Source organism: Maribacter sp. R77961, from assembly GCF_044594925.1.
Classification (GTDB): Bacteria; Bacteroidota; Bacteroidia; order Flavobacteriales; family Flavobacteriaceae; genus Maribacter.
The window spans coordinates 3583888-3604884 of record NZ_CP138991.1; the positions used below are offsets into that span (position 1 = coordinate 3583888).

Sequence of the window (20997 nt, forward strand, 5' to 3'; positions counted from 1 at the left end):
ATGTTGAATATTTCCAAAAATAGCTTAGCTAAACGAGTAGACTTAAAAGGATATGAATCCACCAAGCGGGTTTTTCATCAAAGGTATTACAAGTATTTTAATAGATTCTTGAAAGGTTTCGGAATCATGATTTTGATACTCTTTTTTCTACCATGGACACAGAACGTTACCGGGAAAGGATATTTAACTACACTGAAGCCAGACCAACGACCGCAAACTATACAATCGCCGATACCAGGTAGAATTGAAAAATGGTACGTGCAAGAAGGAGATTATGTACAAAAAGGAGATACTATTCTTTTCATTTCAGAAATTAAGAACGAGTATTTTGATCCCAATTTGGTCTCTCGTACAGGAGATCAAATCAAGGCTAAATCTGCCTCTGTAGTATCTTATGAAGGAAAGGTGAAAGCGCTGCGAAATCAAATGTCGGCATTATCCAACGAACGGGGGTTAAAGTTAGAGCAAGCACGGAATAAGTTGTTACAATCCAGACTAAAAGTACAGAGCGATAGTATTGATTTAGAGGCTGCTAAAACGAATATAAAAATTGCGGAAAGACAGTTTAATCGAACGGAGCAACTACAGAGCGAAGGTCTTAAAGCTGTAACGGATGTAGAAGAAAAACGTTTAAAGCTTCAAGAAACACAGGCCAAGCTTATTTCTCAGCAGAACAAATTGCTTGCGGCAAAGAACGAAGTAATTAATGCGAGAGTAGAAATTAACCGTGTACAGAATGAATACACCAATAAAATCTCAAAGGCTGAAAGTGACATGTTCACCGCACAGTCTAGCCAGTTCGATTCTGAGGCGCAGGTAACCAAGTTAGAGAACGAGTTTACCAATTATTCTATAAGAAATGATCTCTATTATGTGCGTGCTCCTCAAAATGGATTTATAAATAAAGCGTTGCAGGGAGGTATAGGTCAAACCTTTAAAGAAGGCGAGGCGCTTGTGGGTATCATGCCTGCGGATATTGATATGGCGGTGGAAACTTTTGTCAGACCCTTGGATTTACCATTGATGCATTTGGGAGAAAAGGTGCGCATTCAGTTTGATGGTTGGCCCGCAATTGTTTTTAGCGGTTGGCCCAATGTATCCTATGGAACTTATGGTGGTGTTGTAGTGGCCGTTGAAACCTTTATTAGCGATAATGGTAAATATCGTATTTTATTAGCGCCAGATCCTGATGATCATGAGTGGCCGGGAGAGCTTAGAGCTGGTTCCGGTGCAAATACTATCGCTCTTCTAGAGGATGTGCCTATTTGGTACGAGCTTTGGAGGCAGTTAAATGGTTTCCCGCCCAATTATTATCAACCTGAGGGAGCGCAAGCTAAACCAGTAAAGAAATAAAGATGCAAAAGTATATTGTTTGTTTATTTATTGGAATTTTCTTTGTGTCCAATGCCCAAGTTCAGGATTCATTAGAATTAGAGTTCAATGAGTATTTAGGCTATGTGAAAAAGTTTCATCCAATTGCCAAACAGGCAGGACTAACCATAAATATAGGTCAGGCCAATTTAATGAAGGCGCGTGGAGGCTTTGACCCAAAGATAGAGGCAGATTATGAACGTAAAGAATTTAAAGGAAGTGAATATTGGGATAGATTAAATGCAACTTTTAAAGTACCTACTTGGTACGGGATAGAATTAAAAGGAAACCTTGAGCGTAACGAAGGGGATTTTATCAGTCAAACAGAAACAGTTCCGGACAATGGTCTTTATAGTGCTGGGATATCCATGTCCCTTGCCCGAGGTTTATGGATAAATGAGCGTATGGCTACCCTAAAGAAGGCAAAGTTTTTTAGGGAACAAACAAAGGCAGATCGAGATTTGCTGGTAAACCAAATACTTTTTGATGCTTCTTTGGCTTATTTTGATTGGCTACAAGCTTATTTGGACCGGGAAGTGTTCAATAATTTTTTGAGTAATGCAGAAATTCGTTTTGACGGAATCAAGAAAAGTGCCGAGGCTGGCGATAAGGCCGCAATAGATACTGTAGAAGCTAAAATTGCCGTTCAAAATAGAGCCTTAGAACTAGAGCAGGCCAACGTGCGGTTCCGTAATAGGTCTTTAGAGTTATCTAATTTTCTATGGGGAAATGATAATATTCCTTTAGAACTACAGCCTAACGTAATTCCGGATACAGATTTGGCTGCGGACATAGATTACACATTGGAAATTCTTGGCAAGCCTTTGGATAGTTTTACGTTAGAGAATCATCCCAAAATAAAATCATTAGGATTTAAGATTGATGGACTACGAGTGGACAAGCAATTAAAAACCAATAAATTACTCCCAAAAATAGATGTGGAGTATAATTTTCTAACAGAAAGCCCTGATGTTTTAAATTCCTTTGTTAGGGAGGAGTATAAAGGAGGTTTAGCGTTTCAATTCCCACTCTTTTTACGTAAGGAGAGAGGGGATTTAAGATTGGCTAAACTTAAATTGAACGATGCACAGTTTGAGTTGGATAACGCACAAATTGAGATACGTAATAAAGTATTGGCCATTTATAATGAATTAGAGTCTTTTGAAACTCAAAATGTTCTTATCTATGATATCGTCTCTAATTATCAAACCATGCTATCCGCTGAAGAAAGAAAATTTAGTTTTGGAGAAAGTTCGTTGTTCTTGATCAATTCGCGAGAAAGTAAATTGATAGATGCGGTCCTAAAGCAAAATGCTGTTCAGAATAAATTCTATTCGGCAAAGGCGAAATTATTCCAGAGTTTAGCAGTTAATCCAGAGAATCTATAATTCTTAGCATAAATGAAAAATGAAGCTTCTGATAGTGACGTAAAGAGTAATTACAAACTATGGTTAAAGGATTCATTTTTTATAATTCTAGGTATTTTTTCGGCAGCTTTTGCACTAGAGAGCTTTCTATTGCCCAATAAGTTTATTGATGGCGGCGCAACAGGAATATCCTTGCTGATCGCTGAAACTTCGGAGATTCCTTTGTATTTATTAATTCTATTTGTAAATATTCCTTTCGTTATACTGGGTTATAAGGTCATTGGGAAATTGTTCGCATTAAAAACGGCCTTAGCCATACTTGGTTTGGCTATTGTGCTACTTACCATAGATTTCCCTGAAATAACGCAGGACAAATTGTTGGTCGCCGTATTTGGTGGTTTTTTCTTGGGTGCGGGAATTGGCCTATCCGTAAGAGGGGGAAGTGTCTTGGATGGCACTGAGGTTTTGGCAATTTTTCTAAGTAGAAAACTGGGAACTACAATTGGCGACATTATTATCCTTATTAATATTTTGGTATTCCTTGCAGCTGCTTATCTATTATCCATAGAAACGGCCCTATATTCCATGTTAACCTATCTGGCGGCTTCAAAAACGCTAGATTTTGTAATAGAAGGAATTGAGGAGTATACTGGAGTAACTATTATTTCTGACAAAAATGAGGAGATAAGAGCCATGATCGTTGAGAAATTAGGGCGTGGTTTAACCATTTACAAAGCCAAAGGAGGTTATGGGAAACAGGGAGTTCATAAGGAATACGACGTTATTTTCACGGTAATTACAAGACTGGAAATACGCAGGTTAAATATTGAGATTACAAAAATAGACCCAAAAGCGTTTGTAGTGATGAGTAAAATAAATGATACACGAGGGGGAATGATCAAAAAGAGATCTATTTAGGTATAATCAATAATTGGTTGTTATATCGTACTGTGATGAACAAGCGTGTGATGACAAATTTTAGTAAAAAGCTTTATTAGTATACTAGTATTGATGTGAAAATAATGAAGAACAGATTTAAAATAGTATGTCTAATAGGACAACTCTTTTTCTTGGTTTCCTGCGGTCAAGAAGAACTAGATGTGATAGATGATGTTAAGGAACAAGTCAATTCTACTACCGTAACTTTTGTTGACGAGTTTGTACTTCCGGATGGTCAAGAATTTGAAAATACTTTAGTAGGCGGGTTATCAGGTATTGACTATAAAGACGATACTTGGGTGGCGATTAGTGATGATTCCAAAAAGCCTAGATTTTATACCCTGGATATCGCTTATGATCTAAACGGATTTCAAACCTTGAAGGTTATAGCTGTTGCTACGCTTAAGGATAAGTCAGGGCAAAATTTTGAGGCAGAAACAGTAGACTCAGAATCCATCAGGATAGATGACAACAACGTAGTCTGGTCTAGTGAGGGGAATATTAACGCTAGGATTGACCCATTTGTACGGGTAGCGTCAATAAAAGGAGATTTTATAGCAGAAATGAACCTGTCAAGGAAGTATGGAGCATCAGATGATGAAAAAACTGGACCGGTGCAAAATGGGGTTTTTGAAGGACTCTCCTTAAGTGCTGATAATAAAGGATATTGGGTCAATACAGAATTACCGTTAAAGGAAGATGGTACTGCTCCCTCGGTAAATCAGGGAGCGTTAGTACGTATGGCATATATTGATAAAGCTACGGGCGAATTTGGAAAGGAATTTGCCTATCTCTTGGACCCAATAGTACGGCCTGCTATTAACGGATTTTCATTTGAATTGAATGGTTTAGTAGAATTATTGGAATATGAGGATAATAAATTCTTGGCCTTAGAACGTTCATTTTCTGCCGGATATGGGGATGGCGGAAATACCGTAAAGTTATATGATATAGATGCGACCAATGCAACAGACGTAAGTGATGTTGAATCGCTTAACGCGGTCAATATTGTAATGGTAAAAAAGAAGCTGCTTTTGAATTTTGATACCATACGCCCTCAATTGACAAACGGAATAGTGGATAATATAGAAGGAATAACTTTTGGCCCAAAGTTTTCGAATGGCAGGAGGTCAGTCCTTGTGGTATCCGACAACAATTTTAGTAGACTTTATAAGCAATTAAACCAATTTATACTATTAGAACTTCAAGAATAGTCACATAATTAGAGCTTAATTTTCGGCATTTCCGTGATTCTTTTATCATAAAAAGTGTTAATATTCGAGGAGGATTTCTTTTAAAATATAAAAAAAATATTCTCTTAGGTACTATTTATATTATAAAATAGTAGTAATACTATCATAGTATAATATATTAACTATTATTTAACGGATTAATACTATTATAATAATTTTTACGTTGTATTTTTGTCGTGCGAAACAAGCTATCCATAATCGGGTAAATAGAAGAAAGCATGAAAAAGAGAAGACCAGTATTTTATCCTGAGTTCGATGTTGATGAGAAGACGCCAAAGGTAGATACGCTGGAATGGCAAAATATTAGACCGGGTCAATACCTAAAAATCGGAGACCCTTCTAATAGGTATTATCAGTATATCTATACCTCTTTGAATTTTGATGACCACAAGGTAGAGAATTTGAAGAAGTTATTGAGTTTTGAAGGCATGGAAGTAGTTGTGATTAGTATTTTGAAGATGAAGGACGGTAGTTTTTTTGCAGTATTAGAAAGAAAAGGAGAAGCATTTACTGATAGGATATCAAGAGTTTATGCAGATTTGAAAAATGCGTATTTAAAAAAAGAGTTAGTAGTATAAATAGATAAATATATAAGTATGATTAATAAAATGAAGTCAGTTGCAATAGTATTTGGATTACTATGTACATATAACCTTAGTGCTGCGCCCGGAGAAAGTTCAGAACCCGAGAATAACATTCCTATGAACAGTTGTTCTGCAGCCCAATTAGAACAAAAATCTCTAATGGCTCTTGAGGAAATTTCAGGATTGGATTTAGTAGAAATAGAAGAGGAGGAGGTCATCTTAGGGTATGACACCTATTTTTACTTACCGGCTAACTTTAATCCTTATAAAGGAATGTCTATTGATTTGGAAGAGGTTACAGTTGAAGAGCCTGAAGAAAATATAGATTTAGGTTTCAATACTGATAAGTATTTGCCAGAAGGATTTAACCCCTATTCTTGTTCAAATTAGCTTTTAAAAGCCCTAACCTAGGTTAGGGCTTTTTTATTGGCACTGCCAAAGCATAATAACACCCCAAGGCTTGCCCCCAATACAGTTTACTACAACATTTGTGCGCATCTAAAAACGTAACAATTGTAAGGTTTATGAATAAATGCTACTTATCTGACAAGTATCATCTTTTAAAGATTACTAGGCGTGTAACTTTGAAAAAATAGTAGTATTGTAATATTATGGACATCAGTAATAAAATAAGTAAAGAGGAAACGCTGGTTGCGGCATTGGGCCATAGTTATTCCTACACCGAGTATAGAGCCTTGGTAGAACAATTAGCAATAGAAGGAAAGTCAACTGGGCCCATGCAAACAGAAGCATTGGCCAATTACACCCAACTCAATGACAGGCGCATGAGACGTTGGGATAAAACCTTGAAGTTTAACGATGAAGCAATAACCATAATAACTGGTGTTTCTCAAAAAATAACTTGGACAGTGCTTACGGAGAGCTGGTGTGGTGATGCATCTCCTGCTTTGCCCGTAATGAACAAAATCGCTGAGCTTAATCCTAATATTGAATTACGAATCGTACTTCGCGATGAGAATGTAGATTTAATGAACCAGTTCTTGACGAACGGTGGTATGTCTATTCCTAAACTCATTATGCGCGATGACGAATCTAAGGAGATAATATCAGACTGGGGTCCAAGGTCTACTAATGCTACTAAATTGGTAGAGGAACATAAAGCTGTGAACGGTAGAATAACACCAGAATTCAAACAAGATATTCAAGTTTGGTACAACAAAGATAAAGGGCAAAGTATTTTAAGTGATTTGTTGTTGCTACTTCCTTTGGAATAGATAGGTAATCGTTCCTTTTTGAACTACTTTGTCCGAAGTGCTGAACTTAGCTCTCATAGCATAGTTAATGGCGTTATCAACTAAACAACCATTAGAAGTGCCAGAGCTTTTTTCATTAAAATCTGCTTCGGTCACATTTCCATATTTATCCACTTTAATATTGATAACAACCTTACCCCCTTCAATACATGTATATATTGGTGGGGGCAACTTATAACTATTTCGCGCTACCAAAGAGTAGGAAATAGACGTTCTTTTCGCGGCCAGGTTATTCGTAAATTCCTGTTTTTGAGCTTCTTTTTCCCCAAGCAACTGTTTTTTTTCTTCTCTCCTTTTTGCAAGTTCTTTTACTTTGGCGGCATATTCCGAGTCGGATATAGATGCATCCGAGATTTCTCCATCACTCATGGCAGCTTTCTCCTCCAGTATTTCGTCTAGCGTTTTTAATGGCTCTGGATTTCCATAACTGGGTTTTGCAGTTTCATTAAATGCCATATGGCTTTTAATAGCTTCTGCCTTTGAGATTTCTTCAAGTAATTTTTCCTCTTCCTCGGTAAGTTCCTCCAATAGTTCTTCTTCCAAAAGCATTTCAACCACATAGTCGTCTTGTTGCTCTTCTTCTGCACCGAGATGAATGTTATAGAGCACCAATACGATAATCGCCATGGAGAACATGGTAATGATCAGCGATAGTTGTTGTCTATTTAAATTCATGTTTATATAACCTTTTTTTGCCCAAATTAGTATAGCATGTAGTTCAAAGAAATTTGGCTATATCTAAAATAGTTTACTCGATAATCGAGATTTATAATGCTCCGACGCTTGCGGCGAAATAAATGTTAGCTTTCCTTCAAATGCCTCGTGGGCTTGCCCCGAGGTAATTTACTCCACGCCTAAAAGTTGTTTTTCAAAAACTTCCGGGTCTAGGGCTATATCTACGTTGTAATCGCCTATTTTGGTTCTTCGTAAGGCAGATAAATGTCCGCCGGAATCTAGTGCAAGTCCAAAATCATGGGCAATAGACCGGATATAAGTGCCTTTGCTACAAACAATCCTAAAGCGAACTTCTGGAAGCTGAACGGCTGTTATTTCGAATTCTAAAATGCGTACGTCGCGTTTTTTTATCTCAACTTCTTTTCCCTCTCTTGCGTATTCGTACAAACGCTTTCCGTCTTTTTTTAAGGCCGAAAAAATTGGTGGTGCTTGTTGTATGTCGCCTAAAAAGCGCTCCGTAGTTTTGTGGATTAATGCTTCGGTAATGTGAGCTGTTGGATAGGTTGTATCCACTTCTGTTTCCAAATCATAAGACGGTGTACTCCCGCCTAGGGTAATTGTACCGGTGTACTCTTTTACTAAGCCTTGAAATTCGGGAATTCGTTTCGTAAATTTTCCTGCGCAGATAATAAGAAGCCCCGTCGCTAAAGGGTCTAAGGTCCCAGCGTGACCAATTTTAATTTTTTTAAGCTGAAATTTTTTCCGAATGGCCCATTTTAGTTTGTTAACGGCTTGGAAAGAAGACCATCCCAGAGGCTTGTCTATAAGAAGTACTTGACCGTTTAAAAAATCTTCCTTGGTTTTCAAATCTTTTCTTCTGAAGTCAAATTCTTTTCTTTCAAAGCCTTATTGTATCCAGCTTTTTTACCAATAAAATAAGCCAAAACAAAGAGACCTATAGGAAATATCAGTACAACTAAAAGTACTATTAAAACTTGCCAAGAACCAATCGCTAAACTCATAGTACATTGTTTATTAGGCAGAAGTATAACCATATACGATGGCGATTAGGCCAACGACCAAGCAGTAGATGGCAAAATAGGAGAGTTTGCTCTTGCGGACTAATTTAATCATCCATGTACAAGCTGCCAGTCCTGCGACGAATGCGGCAATGAATCCGGCACCCATAGCTATATTATTTTCGCCGTTAAATGTTAAGTCGCCACTAAAGAGGTCTTTGGCAATTTTTCCAAAAATTAAAGGAACTACCATTAGAAAAGAAAAGCGGGCGGCTTTAGATTTATCTACACCCAATAAAACGGAAGTGGATATGGTAGCACCACTGCGAGAGATACCCGGAAGCATGGCTATAGCTTGTGATACTCCAACGATAAACGCATTTTTGAAGCTCACCTTCTTTTCGGTATCCTTGGCCTTGTCCGCAAAATAAAGAAGTACTGCAGTAATCAAAAGCATAAAGCCTACAAAACGAACATTACCGCCAAAAAAAGCTTCTAGTTGCTCTTCAAAAAAGAGCCCTACTACAACAGCAGGTATCATAGAAATAATAATCTTAAGAGAGAATTGACTTTCTTCGTTCCATTTAAACTGAAATAACCCGCTTAGGATTTCCCAAACATCCTTTCTAAATACGAAAATGGTACTTAGAGCCGTTGCAAAGTGAAGTACAACCGTAAAAAGTAGGCTTTCTTCTGGAACGGAATTATCACCTAGAATGGCCTTCCCAAGCTCAAGATGCCCACTAGAGGAAACAGGAAGAAATTCCGTTAATCCTTGGATTATACCAAGGATAATAGCATCTAAGGTATCCAAATTAGTTCTTCTTTTTATGAGGGTTCAACAAAATAGCATAGACTTCAATTCCTAAACCTATGAGTACCAATGTAGGGGCTACTCGTATTCTTCTAAAGTTATATATCTCAGGATTAAAAACGTTCGGGTCGTCGGTTCCACCGCCACTCATCAAAATAAAACCTAGTGCTATACAAGCTAAACCAATAAACATGAACAGGTAGTTTTTCTTTTGAAAAATGAACTCCTGTTTGGGTGACTGGTCAATTTTATTCTTTTTACTCATAGGGCAAATTTAATAATATAATTCGTCCGTTCTTAAATTTAAAAAACGCTGCGTTGCGAAATAGGTGCTGACTAACGAGATAAGGATTCCCAGTAGAAATACACCTACTAGTAGAATTATCATGATTGAAGGTTCTTCTAGCAATCCTAAATCTTGAAAATTAGTATTAACGTAATAAATAACCGCACCTATGGCCATTAGTGCTAATAAGGCACCAAGCATACCTAATTTTACGTTCTGCCATATGAATGGTCTTCGAATAAAAGTTTTTGTTGCCCCTACCATTTGCATAGTTTTAATAATAAAACGCTTGGAATATATGGATAGGCGTATGGAACTATTGATTAGGAGTACCGCAATAAATGTAAAAATACCACTGGCCACTAATATCCAAAAACCGATTTTCTCAACACTTTTAGCGACCATACTTACGAGCACCTTGTCATAGCTTACTTCGTCTACATAACTTTTTTCAGCAAGTTCATCTGCTATTTCCGTTACTTTTTCAGCCGTAACAAAGTCTGCATTTAATTTAACGTCTATGGAGTTTTTAAGTGGATTATAACCTAAATAATCTACAAAATCTTCACCTATCTCTTGACTGTGCTGTGCTGCAGCTTCCTCTTTGGATACGTATGTGGCCGATTTTGTATAATCGGACATGGCTAAAGTTTTCTGAAGTTGTTCCACTTCTACCTCCTTTGCACTTTCCTTTAAAAAAACCGAAATAGTAATCTGCTCTTTAGACCTGTCAGCCATTTTTTTGGTGTTCAGGACCAAAAGCCCTAAAATCCCCAAAAGAAAAAGTACCAAAGCAATACTTAAAACAACGGAGAAATAAGATGAAATCAGCTTACGCCTTTGATAATTTTCAAAAGAAGTGCTCATAGCTACAAATCAGAGTTGTAAAAATAGCAAAGTAATGTGATATGAACGAGAACAATGCTGTTTACCGTTCAACGTTTAAGCATAAAAGGACCTTTGAATTCGGAATCTTCAATCCTAAGACGGTACCAGTAAGTTGCAGCGGGTAAATTCTCTCCTTGGAAAGTACCATCCCAACTTAGATTATTTTGATTGGCACTTTTGAGCAGTTTTCCAAATCTATCAAAAATGAAAAGACTACTACTATTAAAAAATTCTAATCCTTGAACTTGAAAAAGGTCGTTTATATTATCGCCATTGGGTGTAAAGAACTTAGGAATGACCAAGTGGATAAAATCCTGCGCTATAACACCACAATCTATTCTGCCCCTGACGTAAATGGTATACCTGCCTCCAGGTAAGGCATTGAAGATTGGGTTGCTTTGGTAAGTAATATTGTCTACGGAATACTCAAAATCTCCCTGATTGGCCGTAGTAACGATTATGGACGGGCCATCGGAGCTTATGGTCTGTATAATGGGAAGGTCTATTTGCTCAAGAAGAATCTCCTTAGTATTAGCGCAACCATTGGCATCCGTAACCAAAACGGAATACGCTCCAGCGGTATCAACAACTATCTCTTTGGTGGTTTCCCCATTATTCCACAAATAAGTAACATTATCCAAATCTGCGGAAAGTACTGCAGTGCCACCTTCACAAATAAAAGCCGTTTCATCCTCAACTTGTGGAATTGGGTTTATGGTTAGGGAAACAGCCGTGCGATTGGCCGATGGGCAGTCTATGAGCGGAGAATTTACCTCAGCGTAGTAAGTGCCGGCCTGCGATGGTGAAAAGCTTGTGTTATTTTCCAAAAGTAGTGTGCCACCTGTCGGGGCATTAAACCAATTAACTATTAAAGAGCCAGTAACGGATACGGTTAACGGTGTCTCTTCACCTTCACATCGAAAAACATCCCCCCCACTTACCGCATCTGGAGGTATTGGAAGTATTCTAAGTTCAAACACATCGGATAAAATGTTACAAAGGTCATTTGAAACGTTGATAGGGTCTTCTGCAATTTTGGCTCTGTAAAAGGTGGTGCTATTTACTCCCGCAGCCGTATAGTTGTTGGTCGTTGCTCCAGGAATATCGGTCCAAGTTAATAAATCAGGGCTTTCTTGCCATTGATAGGCATGTGATGTGAAAATCGAAAAGTCTGGCATAGCGGTCAGGTTCGTAGTTACTGAACCTTGATTTTCACAGAGGATTATAGTGTTTTCGTTCTGTTCGTTAGAAACGGTAACCGTATCTCCACAAGATTTAAAAACAATATCATCGATGGCTAAATCATTTCCGCAACCGCCATTGCTGTTGTTCCGCATTTTTAGGATTACGGAAGTTTGCCCGGGAAGGGTCTTGAACACCAAAGCATACTGCTCCCATGATGGACTAATTTGGCTAGGGATATTTCCGGTATCCCCCTGCGCTAGTAAATTGGTGTCTGTCTCGTCCCAAATTTGAAATCGCACATTTACAGGTATTCCGTTGGCCTCACAACTTGCCTGTGGTAAGAGATTTATAAGCCAAGAGGAGAATTCATAAGTAGTATTTTCGCAAAGTCCGGCCACTTCCCTTCGGTAAAATTCGCCCGCCGTAAAACTCGCATTTACGATAAATGATTTTCCATTGGTGTCACCCGGCGTATGGTCTTGCACGTTGAACCAATCAAAATAATTGGTGGTACTAGATATGGTATAATCACCATCGGAAGGTGTGAGGTCAGTATAATTATAGGTAGTTGTTCCAGCTGGTAGGGGCGGGCCATTGGTTAGGCCAGAACCAAAATCTTCTGTAAAAATAGGGTCGCCAGAACTTCCACTACAAAAACCCAATTGCGCCCTAAGCTCTGTGGATATGCCACAAAGAATATAAAGTAGGAATACGTAAGATTTGAAGGACATTAATTTCACGAGAATAAAGATACTGTTTTTGCATAAACAGACATGTTTTTAAAGGGTTTGTGGCTGGGTTTGTGTTAATCGTCAATATCTTTTTAACTTTCATCGAATACGCCTATTTTTGCGAGCATTAAAGCAAGGATATGTAAAGGATGTGGTACACTACATTAAAAGCATGATTCTTTATTATTTATAGGTGTTTTTATGACGTACGATTTTAATAAGATAGAGCAAAAGTGGCAGGATTACTGGGCCAAAAATAAGACCTTTAGAGCAGATAATAATTCTGAAAAAGAAAAGTTTTATGTGTTGGATATGTTCCCTTATCCTTCGGGAGCTGGCCTGCATGTAGGGCATCCCTTAGGTTATATTGCCAGTGATATTTATGCGCGTTACAAAAGGCATAAGGGTTTCAATGTCTTGCATCCGCAAGGGTATGACTCTTTTGGTCTGCCGGCGGAACAATATGCCATACAAACTGGTCAACATCCGGCAATTACAACGGAAGCAAATATAAAAACCTATAGAAGACAGTTAGACCAATTGGGATTTTCTTTTGATTGGAGCCGCGAAGTACGCACTTCTGACCCAAGTTATTATAAGTGGACACAGTGGATATTCATCCAATTGTTCAATTCTTGGTACAATCTAGATTCCGACAAGGCAGAAGATATCAATAGCTTAATTGCGATTTTTAAGACGGATGGAAACCAAGGTGTTCGTGCCGTATGCGATGATAATATAGCGCAATTTTCGGCTACAGATTGGAACGGCTACTCAGACAAGGAAAAACAAGCGATTTTATTAAAATATAGATTAACCTATTTAGCGGAGAGCGAAGTCAACTGGTGTCCGGCATTGGGAACGGTGCTTGCGAATGACGAAATAGTTAATGGCGTATCCGAACGTGGCGGTCACTCGGTTATTCGTAAAAAAATGACGCAATGGAGCATGCGTATTTCTGCATATGCACAGCGTTTGTTAGATGGTTTAAAAAGTATAGATTGGCCACAGCCACTCAAGGACTCGCAAACCAACTGGATTGGTCGTTCTCAAGGCGCTTCCGTAACCTTTAATATCCTTCCCCCATCCCCCTCCAAAGGAGGGGGTGCCATACCTGATTATGCGGCAGCAGGTAATACTTTTGGCGCTACGGAGTTTGAGGGAATAGAAGTATTCACCACAAGGCCAGATACTATTTTCGGTGTTTCGTTCATGACTTTGGCTCCCGAACACGAGTTGGTGGCGAAAATCACGACCAGCGAACGGAAAGCTGAAGTTGAGGCATATATAGAAGCTACGGCAAAACGTTCCGAGCGTGATCGTATGGCAGATGTCAAAACCATTACGGGAGCCTTTACAGGGGCTTATGCAGAGCATCCGTTTACAAAAGAACCCATTCCTATTTGGATTGGGGACTATGTCTTGGCAGGCTATGGAACAGGAGCTGTGATGTCCGTTCCATGCGGAGATCAGCGTGATTATGATTTTGCAAAACACTTTAATATTCCAATCCCTAATATTTTCGAGGGGGTGGATATTTCGGAAGAGGCTTTTGCGGATAAAGAAAAAACGATTATCACCAATTCTGATTTTTTGGACGGATTAGGATATAAAGAAGCAACCAAAATAGCCATACAGACCTTAGAGACTTTAGGACAAGGAGAGGGTAAGATAAATTATCGTTTGCGCGATGCCGTATTCAGTAGACAACGTTATTGGGGAGAACCCTTCCCAGTGTATTATGATGAAGATGGAATGCCGCAAATGTTGGATGAAAAATTTCTACCCTTAGAATTGCCCGAGGTAGATAAATATTTACCTACCGAAACAGGCGAACCACCGCTAGGAAATGCAAAAGAATGGCACTGGTTGCAATATGGCGAGGAAGGAAAAGTAGTTTCGGAAGAGGAATTTAAAAACTCCTCCCCTTTGGAGAGGTTGGGAGGGGCTCTTGAATTGAATACAATGCCCGGTTGGGCAGGAAGTTCTCAGTATTTTAATAGATACATGGACCCCCAAAACGATACTGAAATCTTTTCTGAAGAAGCCATTAATTACTGGCAAGATGTAGATTTATATATAGGTGGTAGCGAGCACGCTACAGGTCATTTATTGTATGCCCGTTTTTGGCAGAAGTTTATGTTCGATAAAGGACTGGTACCCAAAGATGAGTTTGCGAAGAAGCTTATTAACCAAGGGATGATTACGGGGACGAGTGCATTGGCTAAAAGGCTGCAATTTATAGTGGATGATTATCCAGTATTTATTTTTTGTGACTTAGATATTCTCACTTCATTCCTTAATCCATCTGACGATTCTCTGTTTTCCTATGATAATAACCCATTAATAAGTATTATTGAGAATTTTGGAGAATTTGATGTGCAAGAAGTTCATGTTGATGTTTCGCTTGTGGATTCATCAGATAATCTAGATATAAAAGGCTTTCAAAATTGGCAGCCAGATTATCAAGAAGTGCAATTTATTTCTAAGGCGGACAATTCTTTTAAAGTTTCCCGCGAGGTCGAAAAAATGTCCAAGTCCAAATACAATGTAGTAAATCCTGATGCTATTTGTGAGGAGTACGGGGCGGATAGTTTGCGTTTGTACGAGATGTTCTTGGGGCCTTTAGAGCAATCCAAGCCTTGGAATACCGCCGGTATCACAGGAACACATTCTTTCTTAAAAAAACTATGGCGCCTATATCATCAAAGTCCGGATAATTCATTTCACGTAACTGATTCTCCCCCTTCAGAGGGGTTAGGGGAGGAATTAAAAACCCTGCACAAAACCATTAAAAAGGTAGAAGATGATATTGAAAACTTTAGTTTCAATACCTCGGTTTCTACGTTTATGATATGTGTTAATGAGCTGTCCGGTCAAAAATGTACGAGTCGTGCCATTCTAGAACCGTTAGCTATTTTAGTATCGCCTTATGCGCCACATATTGCAGAGGAGCTTTGGGAAAAGTTAGGACATTCGGAATCTATCGCCACGGCTCCTTTTCCAAAATTTGAAGCCAGTTATTTGGTAGAAAGCAACAAGGAGTACCCTATATCTTTCAATGGAAAAATGCGATTTAAGCTAGAATTACCACTAGATTTAAGCAAGGATGAAATAGAAGCTGCGGTTATGGCGCATCAAAAAACAAAAGAGCAATTGCAGGGTAGAACACCCAAAAAAGTAATCGTGGTGCCCGGAAAAATAGTAAATATCGTAGGTTAGCCAAAAGCCAAACATACAGCATGGATTATATTGAAATTCTGGGTCTAGTTGCGGCTACATTAACTACTGCGGCATTTATTCCCCAAGTGTATAAAACTTGGAAAGAAAAATCCACCAAGGATATTTCCTTAAGTATGTATGCTGTTTTGTTGACGGGGTCATTACTTTGGTTAACCTATGGATTTCTTATAGATAGTTTCCCCATTATTTTAGCCAATACTATCACTGCCTTACTACTTATTTGTATGGTGTTGATGAAATTAAGTTATAAATAATACAACATACCCCCTAAAAATTAAGGGGTTTGTTATTTAAAAGTGCATTTTACAACTAACAACCCCTACATTTTATCGAATAATTCTTTAAATATTGTTTTAATTGTCACAACTTTGCGACTTAATTTAAAACATATAACAATGATTGTTGGTATTCCTAAAGAGATTAAGAACAATGAAAGCAGGGTTGGTATGACGCCAGCCGGTGTTTTTGAACTGGTTAAAAATAACCATACTGTTTATGTGCAATCTACTGCCGGCGAGGGAAGTGGTTTTTTCAATAAAGATTACCAACAAGCGGGAGCCGTTATTTTAGATACCATCGCTGAGGTATATGCCAAAAGTGAGATGATTGTAAAGGTAAAAGAGCCAATTGCCGAGGAATACGACTTAATTCAAGAAGGCCAGCTACTTTTCACTTATTTTCATTTTGCTTCTAGCGAGCCTTTGACCAAGGCAATGATCAAGCAAAAAGCCATTTGTATCGCATATGAAACGGTTGAAGATGATGAAGGCACTTTGCCACTGCTCACACCCATGTCAGAAGTTGCTGGGAGAATGGCCATTCAACAGGGAGCTAAGTACTTAGAGAAACCTGTTAAAGGTCGCGGTGTGCTACTAGGAGGTGTTCCTGGTGTTGCTCCTGGTAGGGTACTGGTCTTAGGAGCTGGTGTCGTGGGCATACAAGCTGCTAAAATGGCAGCAGGTCTAGGAGCTCATGTAACTATTATGGACATTAATATGAAACGACTTAGATATGCCAATGATGTGATGCCACCACATGTTGTTACAGAGTTTTCCAATGAATATAATATCAGAAAACATATTAAAAGTCATGACCTTATCATTGGCGGAGTTTTGCTCAAAGGAGCTAAAGCACCAAACCTCATAACTCGTGATATGCTTAAAGAAATGCGGCCGGGTACCGTTATTGTTGATGTGGCGGTAGATCAAGGCGGATGTGTGGAAACCACCAAGCCAACAACGCACGAGGATCCCATTTATATTATAGATGATGTAGTGCATTATTCTGTGGCAAACATGCCTGGGGCTGTACCTTATACTTCTACCGTAGCGCTTACGAATGTCACTCTGCCTTACGCACTAAAACTTGCCAATTTAGGTTGGAAGGAAGCGTGCGAGAAAGATGCAAGCCTTAAGAAAGGGTTGAACATCGTTTCTGGAAAAGTTGTTTATGAAGAGATTATTGAGGCATTTGGTTGGGAAGAGGCCTTTGCATAACCGTACAATTTGTCAGTAAATACTACCTCATCAGGTCCTTTATTCATTTTAAAGGATTTGGCGGGGTTTTTGCTTTTCACTAAATAGATTTCTTCTATAAACGGGAATCTTTAGTATATTTAATAAGTTTTAAAATTGAAAAGTTATGATGGGATATTATATTTTGATAGGTGCAATTGCTTTGGTCAGTTGGTTGGTCAGCAGTCGATTGAAAAGTAAATTTAAGCACTATTCAAAAGTACACTTGCAAAATGGCATGAGTGGAGCTGAAATTGCACAAAAGATGCTAGATGATCACGGTATTCGAGATGTGAAAGTAGTTTCAACACCCGGTATGTTAACAGATCACTATAATCCAAAAAATAAGACCGTAAATCTAAGTGAAGGTGTTTACAATCAGCGAAATGCCTCTGCTGCCGCGGTCGCTGCCCATGAAGTTGGTCATGCAGTGCAGCATGCCACTGCATATGAATGGTTAGGAATGCGCTCCAAGTTGGTTCCTATAGTGAGCGTAACATCGAGTATGTCTACTTGGGTGGTTTTTGGCGGATTGGCACTTGGAGCCGCTGCAGGCATCGGGCTAGGTTATTGGGTCGCTGTAGCTGGATTGGTAATGATGAGTTTTGCCACCTTATTCAGCTTTATTACGCTACCAGTAGAATACGACGCAAGTAATAGAGCTTTGGCTTGGTTAAAGAATAAGAATATTGTTACTCGAGAAGAATATAAGGGTTCTGAAGATGCCTTAAAATGGGCGGCAAGGACTTATTTAGTGGCGGCTATTGGTTCTTTAGCCACCTTGGTTTATTGGGGTCTGCAGGTTTTTGGAGGAAGAGATTAAACTTTCAAAGTTATGATTTACAGAAAAGCCTATTTGAAAAAATAGGCTTTTCACATTAAAAACGGAAGCCGTAGGCTAGAATAATATATTTGTGTGCCTTGGCTAAAGGGCTTTCTCGTGTGTTATAGCGAATACCAATTTTATAGTCGCTCCGCTTAAAACGATTATTAAAATCCAAACCAAGTCTAAAAACAGCATTTGTGGATGGTGTTGTAAAGACAGCATTGTTATTGACTAAGTTCCCTTCGAGTAGGCCATTGTATAATACTTGGCGATAAGAAAAACGAAAGGATAAATAGCACTCACGCGCTACCGCGCTCAATTGGTCATAGGCAATGCTTTGGCTGAGATTGGTTCTTTTCCCAAAATAAAATATACCCTCTGGCGCTATGTAAATATCCCGGGTACCCAAGGCAAAATTGGGCTTAAAAGCAAACCGTATGCTAAAAGGTGCGGAAGAGATAGTCCATTCCCTAACATGCGAAAAATAAAGGTTGGCGTGAAAACTATTCGGTAATTCATCCACCCACAAAGGTGAATCTGTGATATCTACAATAGTATGGAACCAGCGTTGTAAACCCCCAGCGCCTGAATTTAAACCTGCTATTCCTAAAAGGAGGCGTAACTCGAACAGTTGATTTTTCTTGGCTCTTGACCAAGTGCTATGCAGTCCTGTAAAACCAGCATAAGGGCGGTCAAAATTAGCGCTATTTGTAGATTGGGTTTGAGAAGGTGTGTACACTTCTTGACCAATAGTAAAGGCCAATTGCTCATTTTCAGAGCCAGGTAAATCTTTTTTTAGAATAGTTCTGTAGGTTAGGAATAATCCGGAAGAATAGTAATTATCGGACAATAGAAAGAAGTCGTTATCATGTCTAAATTCCAATTGATTTCTAGGGCCTAAATCATCTGTAATTTTTTGAGCGATAGTTACCTCTGTAGAAAAAATGAACCAAATAAGAATACTCCAGAAAAGGAATGGGTTTTTTTGCATTATCCCATAAGTCGTTAAATAGTGATCTGCCTATCAATTTGTTGGGCAAGGGATATAAAAGTTTCTGTTCTGGATACGCCTTCTATTTGTTGTATTTCCTTGTTCAGGACATGCATTAAGTGTTCGTTATCCTTGCAAAGTATTTTAATTAGGATAGACCAATTGCCCGTAGTATAATGGCATTCCAGTACTTCAGGGATTTTTTCCAATTGCTTTACGGCCATAGGATTACTCATAGCTTTATCCAAGTAAATACCGATATAGGCCATTGTGGTATAGCCAATAATTTTTGGGTTGATTATGAATTTAGAGCCCGCTAATAAACCCGAGGCTTCTAGTTTTCGCAAACGTTGATGAATGGCAGCTCCAGAAATTCCGATACTTCGAGCGATTTCTAGAACAGGTTTACGGGCATCGCTCATTAAAAATCTTAGGATTTTTTTGTCTATTCCGTCAATCTTAACATTTACGTTATTCAATTTCATGGTTCTGCTTTCAAAATACACTCAAATGTAGAAATTAAATACTAAACTGATAGTTTACTCGATAATCGAGATTTAAATGCTCCGACGCTTGCGTCCAACTAAACGTGATTTTCCTTTTAATGCCTCGCGGGCTCGCCCCGGGGTAGTTTACTTAAAGAAACCCTTGCTTACTTAATTCGTTGTTAGGTCTGGATTGTAACCAAGATAGGGAACATCGAACTCTTTGAACTTAACACCGTATTGTTCCAACTCTTTTAAAATGGGGTCGTACACTTCTTTGGTTATCGGAATCTGAACTCCGGGGGTGGTAATCTTTTTATTAAGAATGAGTAGCGTAGCAATGGCAACGGGTAACCCCACAGTTTTTGCCATGGCCGTATGGGTCTGATTTTTTCCTATAACTGCCATGTTCGCATCAATTTGTTTCTTTTCCCCGTCCAGCTCGTAACCAAATTTATGATACATTACAATCATGTCTTTATCATCTTGTTGCAGCGTCCAGCTATCTTCAAGAATCGTCTGGAGTATTTGAGCGGGCGTTGCGTTTTTGAGAGCCACTTTTTTGGTGGAATCGAACAAATTGAGCTCAAGGAGTTTACCCCACATAATATCATCTTGGTCAATCTTTAAGTAGTGGCGTAGTTTCAGTTCCACGGAATCTGTTGGGGAATAAGGCAAAAAGAGATTTACGAATTCTCGGTAACTCATTTGCTCGGAATTGGATATGGTATAACTATCGTCCGTCATTCCAAGTTGTACGAACATATTCCAAGCTTTTGAAAACCCTATGCGTCGCATAGTTCCTCTGTAAATGGTCAGGGCATCTTGGAGGCCATAGGCCTCCCTATAATTTAAGGAATCCCTATTGGCATACCCTTCAAAGGTTCCATACCCTTCAATTTTAAAAAATTCGGTACGTCTAAAAAGTTTATGGTAGGGAATATATTTATAGGTGCCTTCTTGAATGAACTGTGCCGTTCCGCCTTGTCCGGCGAGGACCACGTTTCTAGGGTTCCAAGTAAATTTATAATTCCATAGGTTATTATCGCTTTCGGGAGCCACTAAGCCACCGGTAAAAGACTCAAACAGCACTATTTTTCCACCATGTTCACGTATACGGTCTATAACCTGCATGGCACTCATATGGTCTATGCCGGGGTCTAAGCCTATTTCGTTCATAAAGACCAATCCATTTTTTTTGACCTTCTCATCTAAAGCTTTTATTTCTTCACTTACATAGGAGGCAGTCACCAAGTGTTTTTTGAAGATTACGCAATCTTTAGCCACTTTTATGTGAAATCTTGCAGGTAGCATAGATACAATAATATCGGCTTCTTTTATGGCTTTAGCTCTATCGTCATCGTTAAAAACATCAAGTGTGATGGCAGAACAGTTGGTATGGGAACGAATATGTTCGGGAATGGCATTAGGGTTTAAATCACCAATCGTAAGATGCAATTCTTCTTCCTCTGATTTTTCTAGAAAGTAATCCAATAAATATGAGGTGGACTTTCCCGCACCTACGACCAAAATTTTTCTCGACATGAGTATT

At 38.8% G+C, this 20997-nt stretch carries 21 protein-coding genes; 11 read left to right on the plus strand and 10 right to left on the minus strand.

Features of this window, described 5'->3' with window-relative positions; translation table 11 throughout:
• From SJY09_RS15490 to SJY09_RS15520, 7 genes are all read left to right on the plus strand, one after another.
• Positions 1-1353 (plus strand): HlyD family secretion protein, encoded by a 1353-nt coding sequence (locus tag SJY09_RS15490; protein ID WP_396636608.1) that lies wholly within the window; start codon positions 1-3, stop codon positions 1351-1353.
• Positions 1354-1355: 2 nt separating this feature from the next.
• A complete protein-coding gene (locus tag SJY09_RS15495) occupies positions 1356-2759 on the plus strand; it encodes a TolC family protein (protein ID WP_396636609.1) in 1404 nt (467 codons plus the stop codon).
• Positions 2760-2771: 12 nt separating this feature from the next.
• Positions 2772-3656 carry a YitT family protein gene (locus SJY09_RS15500; RefSeq protein WP_396636610.1) on the plus strand — a complete coding sequence of 295 codons (885 nt, stop codon included), beginning with the start codon at positions 2772-2774 and terminating at the stop codon, positions 3654-3656.
• 104 nt (positions 3657-3760) lie between these two features.
• Positions 3761-4891 (plus strand): esterase-like activity of phytase family protein, encoded by a 1131-nt coding sequence (locus SJY09_RS15505; protein WP_396636611.1) that lies wholly within the window; start codon positions 3761-3763, stop codon positions 4889-4891.
• 257 nt (positions 4892-5148) lie between these two features.
• Complete coding sequence (locus SJY09_RS15510) at positions 5149-5508, plus strand: hypothetical protein (RefSeq protein ID WP_396636612.1); 360 nt, start codon at positions 5149-5151, stop codon at positions 5506-5508.
• Positions 5509-5538: 30 nt separating this feature from the next.
• Positions 5539-5904, plus strand: coding sequence for a hypothetical protein (locus SJY09_RS15515; RefSeq protein ID WP_396636613.1), 366 nt, complete (start codon positions 5539-5541; stop codon positions 5902-5904).
• Between the two features lie 221 nt (positions 5905-6125).
• Positions 6126-6749: a thioredoxin family protein gene (locus tag SJY09_RS15520; RefSeq protein WP_396636614.1), complete on the plus strand. Its 624-nt coding sequence runs from the start codon at positions 6126-6128 to the stop codon at positions 6747-6749.
• On the opposite strand, the gene SJY09_RS15525 is transcribed toward SJY09_RS15520, so the two are convergent.
• The 7 genes from SJY09_RS15525 to SJY09_RS15555 all read right to left on the minus strand — a co-directional run bounded on the left by SJY09_RS15525 (position 6732) and on the right by SJY09_RS15555 (position 12386).
• The gene (locus SJY09_RS15525; RefSeq protein WP_396636615.1) at positions 6732-7463 is read right to left on the minus strand and encodes a hypothetical protein; all 732 of its coding nucleotides are present in this window, start codon (positions 7461-7463) and stop codon (positions 6732-6734) included. The genes SJY09_RS15520 and SJY09_RS15525 overlap by 18 nt on opposite strands.
• A gap of 168 nt (positions 7464-7631) precedes the next feature.
• The gene (gene truB / locus SJY09_RS15530) at positions 7632-8330 is read right to left on the minus strand and encodes a tRNA pseudouridine(55) synthase TruB (protein ID WP_396636616.1); all 699 of its coding nucleotides are present in this window, start codon (positions 8328-8330) and stop codon (positions 7632-7634) included.
• Positions 8327-8485 carry a hypothetical protein gene (locus tag SJY09_RS15535; RefSeq protein ID WP_396636617.1) on the minus strand — a complete coding sequence of 53 codons (159 nt, stop codon included), beginning with the start codon at positions 8483-8485 and terminating at the stop codon, positions 8327-8329. The genes truB and SJY09_RS15535 overlap by 4 nt, the downstream gene beginning before the upstream one ends.
• Before the next feature lie 13 nt (positions 8486-8498).
• On the minus strand, positions 8499-9296 hold the full coding sequence (locus tag SJY09_RS15540; protein ID WP_396636618.1) for an undecaprenyl-diphosphate phosphatase: 798 nt from the start codon (positions 9294-9296) through the stop codon (positions 8499-8501).
• A gap of 1 nt (position 9297) precedes the next feature.
• Positions 9298-9561, minus strand: a complete 264-nt coding sequence (locus tag SJY09_RS15545; RefSeq protein ID WP_396636619.1) for a DUF3098 domain-containing protein — start codon at positions 9559-9561, stop codon at positions 9298-9300.
• Between the two features lie 9 nt (positions 9562-9570).
• Entirely contained in the window at positions 9571-10449 is an 879-nt protein-coding gene (locus SJY09_RS15550) for a cell division protein FtsX (protein ID WP_396636620.1), read from the minus strand.
• 68 nt (positions 10450-10517) lie between these two features.
• Complete coding sequence (locus SJY09_RS15555; RefSeq protein ID WP_396636621.1) at positions 10518-12386, minus strand: T9SS type B sorting domain-containing protein; 1869 nt, start codon at positions 12384-12386, stop codon at positions 10518-10520.
• 201 nt (positions 12387-12587) lie between these two features.
• On the opposite strand from SJY09_RS15555, the gene SJY09_RS15560 reads away from it, so the two are divergent.
• The 4 genes from SJY09_RS15560 (at position 12588) to SJY09_RS15575 (ending at position 17966) form a co-directional block, all read left to right on the plus strand.
• Positions 12588-15608: a leucine--tRNA ligase gene (locus SJY09_RS15560; RefSeq protein ID WP_396636622.1), complete on the plus strand. Its 3021-nt coding sequence runs from the start codon at positions 12588-12590 to the stop codon at positions 15606-15608.
• Positions 15609-15628: 20 nt separating this feature from the next.
• Entirely contained in the window at positions 15629-15883 is a 255-nt protein-coding gene (locus SJY09_RS15565; RefSeq protein WP_396636623.1) for a SemiSWEET family sugar transporter, read from the plus strand.
• A gap of 141 nt (positions 15884-16024) precedes the next feature.
• Complete coding sequence (gene ald, locus SJY09_RS15570) at positions 16025-17125, plus strand: alanine dehydrogenase (RefSeq protein ID WP_396636624.1); 1101 nt, start codon at positions 16025-16027, stop codon at positions 17123-17125.
• A 145-nt stretch (positions 17126-17270) separates the two neighbouring features.
• Positions 17271-17966 (plus strand): zinc metallopeptidase, encoded by a 696-nt coding sequence (locus SJY09_RS15575; RefSeq protein ID WP_396636625.1) that lies wholly within the window; start codon positions 17271-17273, stop codon positions 17964-17966.
• A 55-nt stretch (positions 17967-18021) separates the two neighbouring features.
• Here SJY09_RS15575 and SJY09_RS15580 read toward each other — a convergent pair whose 3' ends face one another.
• The 3 genes from SJY09_RS15580 to SJY09_RS15590 form a co-directional block, all read right to left on the minus strand.
• Positions 18022-18960, minus strand: a complete 939-nt coding sequence (locus SJY09_RS15580; protein ID WP_396636626.1) for a lipid A-modifier LpxR family protein — start codon at positions 18958-18960, stop codon at positions 18022-18024.
• A 14-nt stretch (positions 18961-18974) separates the two neighbouring features.
• On the minus strand, positions 18975-19445 hold the full coding sequence (locus SJY09_RS15585) for an Lrp/AsnC ligand binding domain-containing protein (RefSeq protein WP_396636627.1): 471 nt from the start codon (positions 19443-19445) through the stop codon (positions 18975-18977).
• Positions 19446-19616: 171 nt separating this feature from the next.
• A complete protein-coding gene (locus SJY09_RS15590; protein WP_396636628.1) occupies positions 19617-20990 on the minus strand; it encodes a saccharopine dehydrogenase family protein in 1374 nt (457 codons plus the stop codon).
• Between the last annotated feature and the right edge of the window lie 7 nt (positions 20991-20997).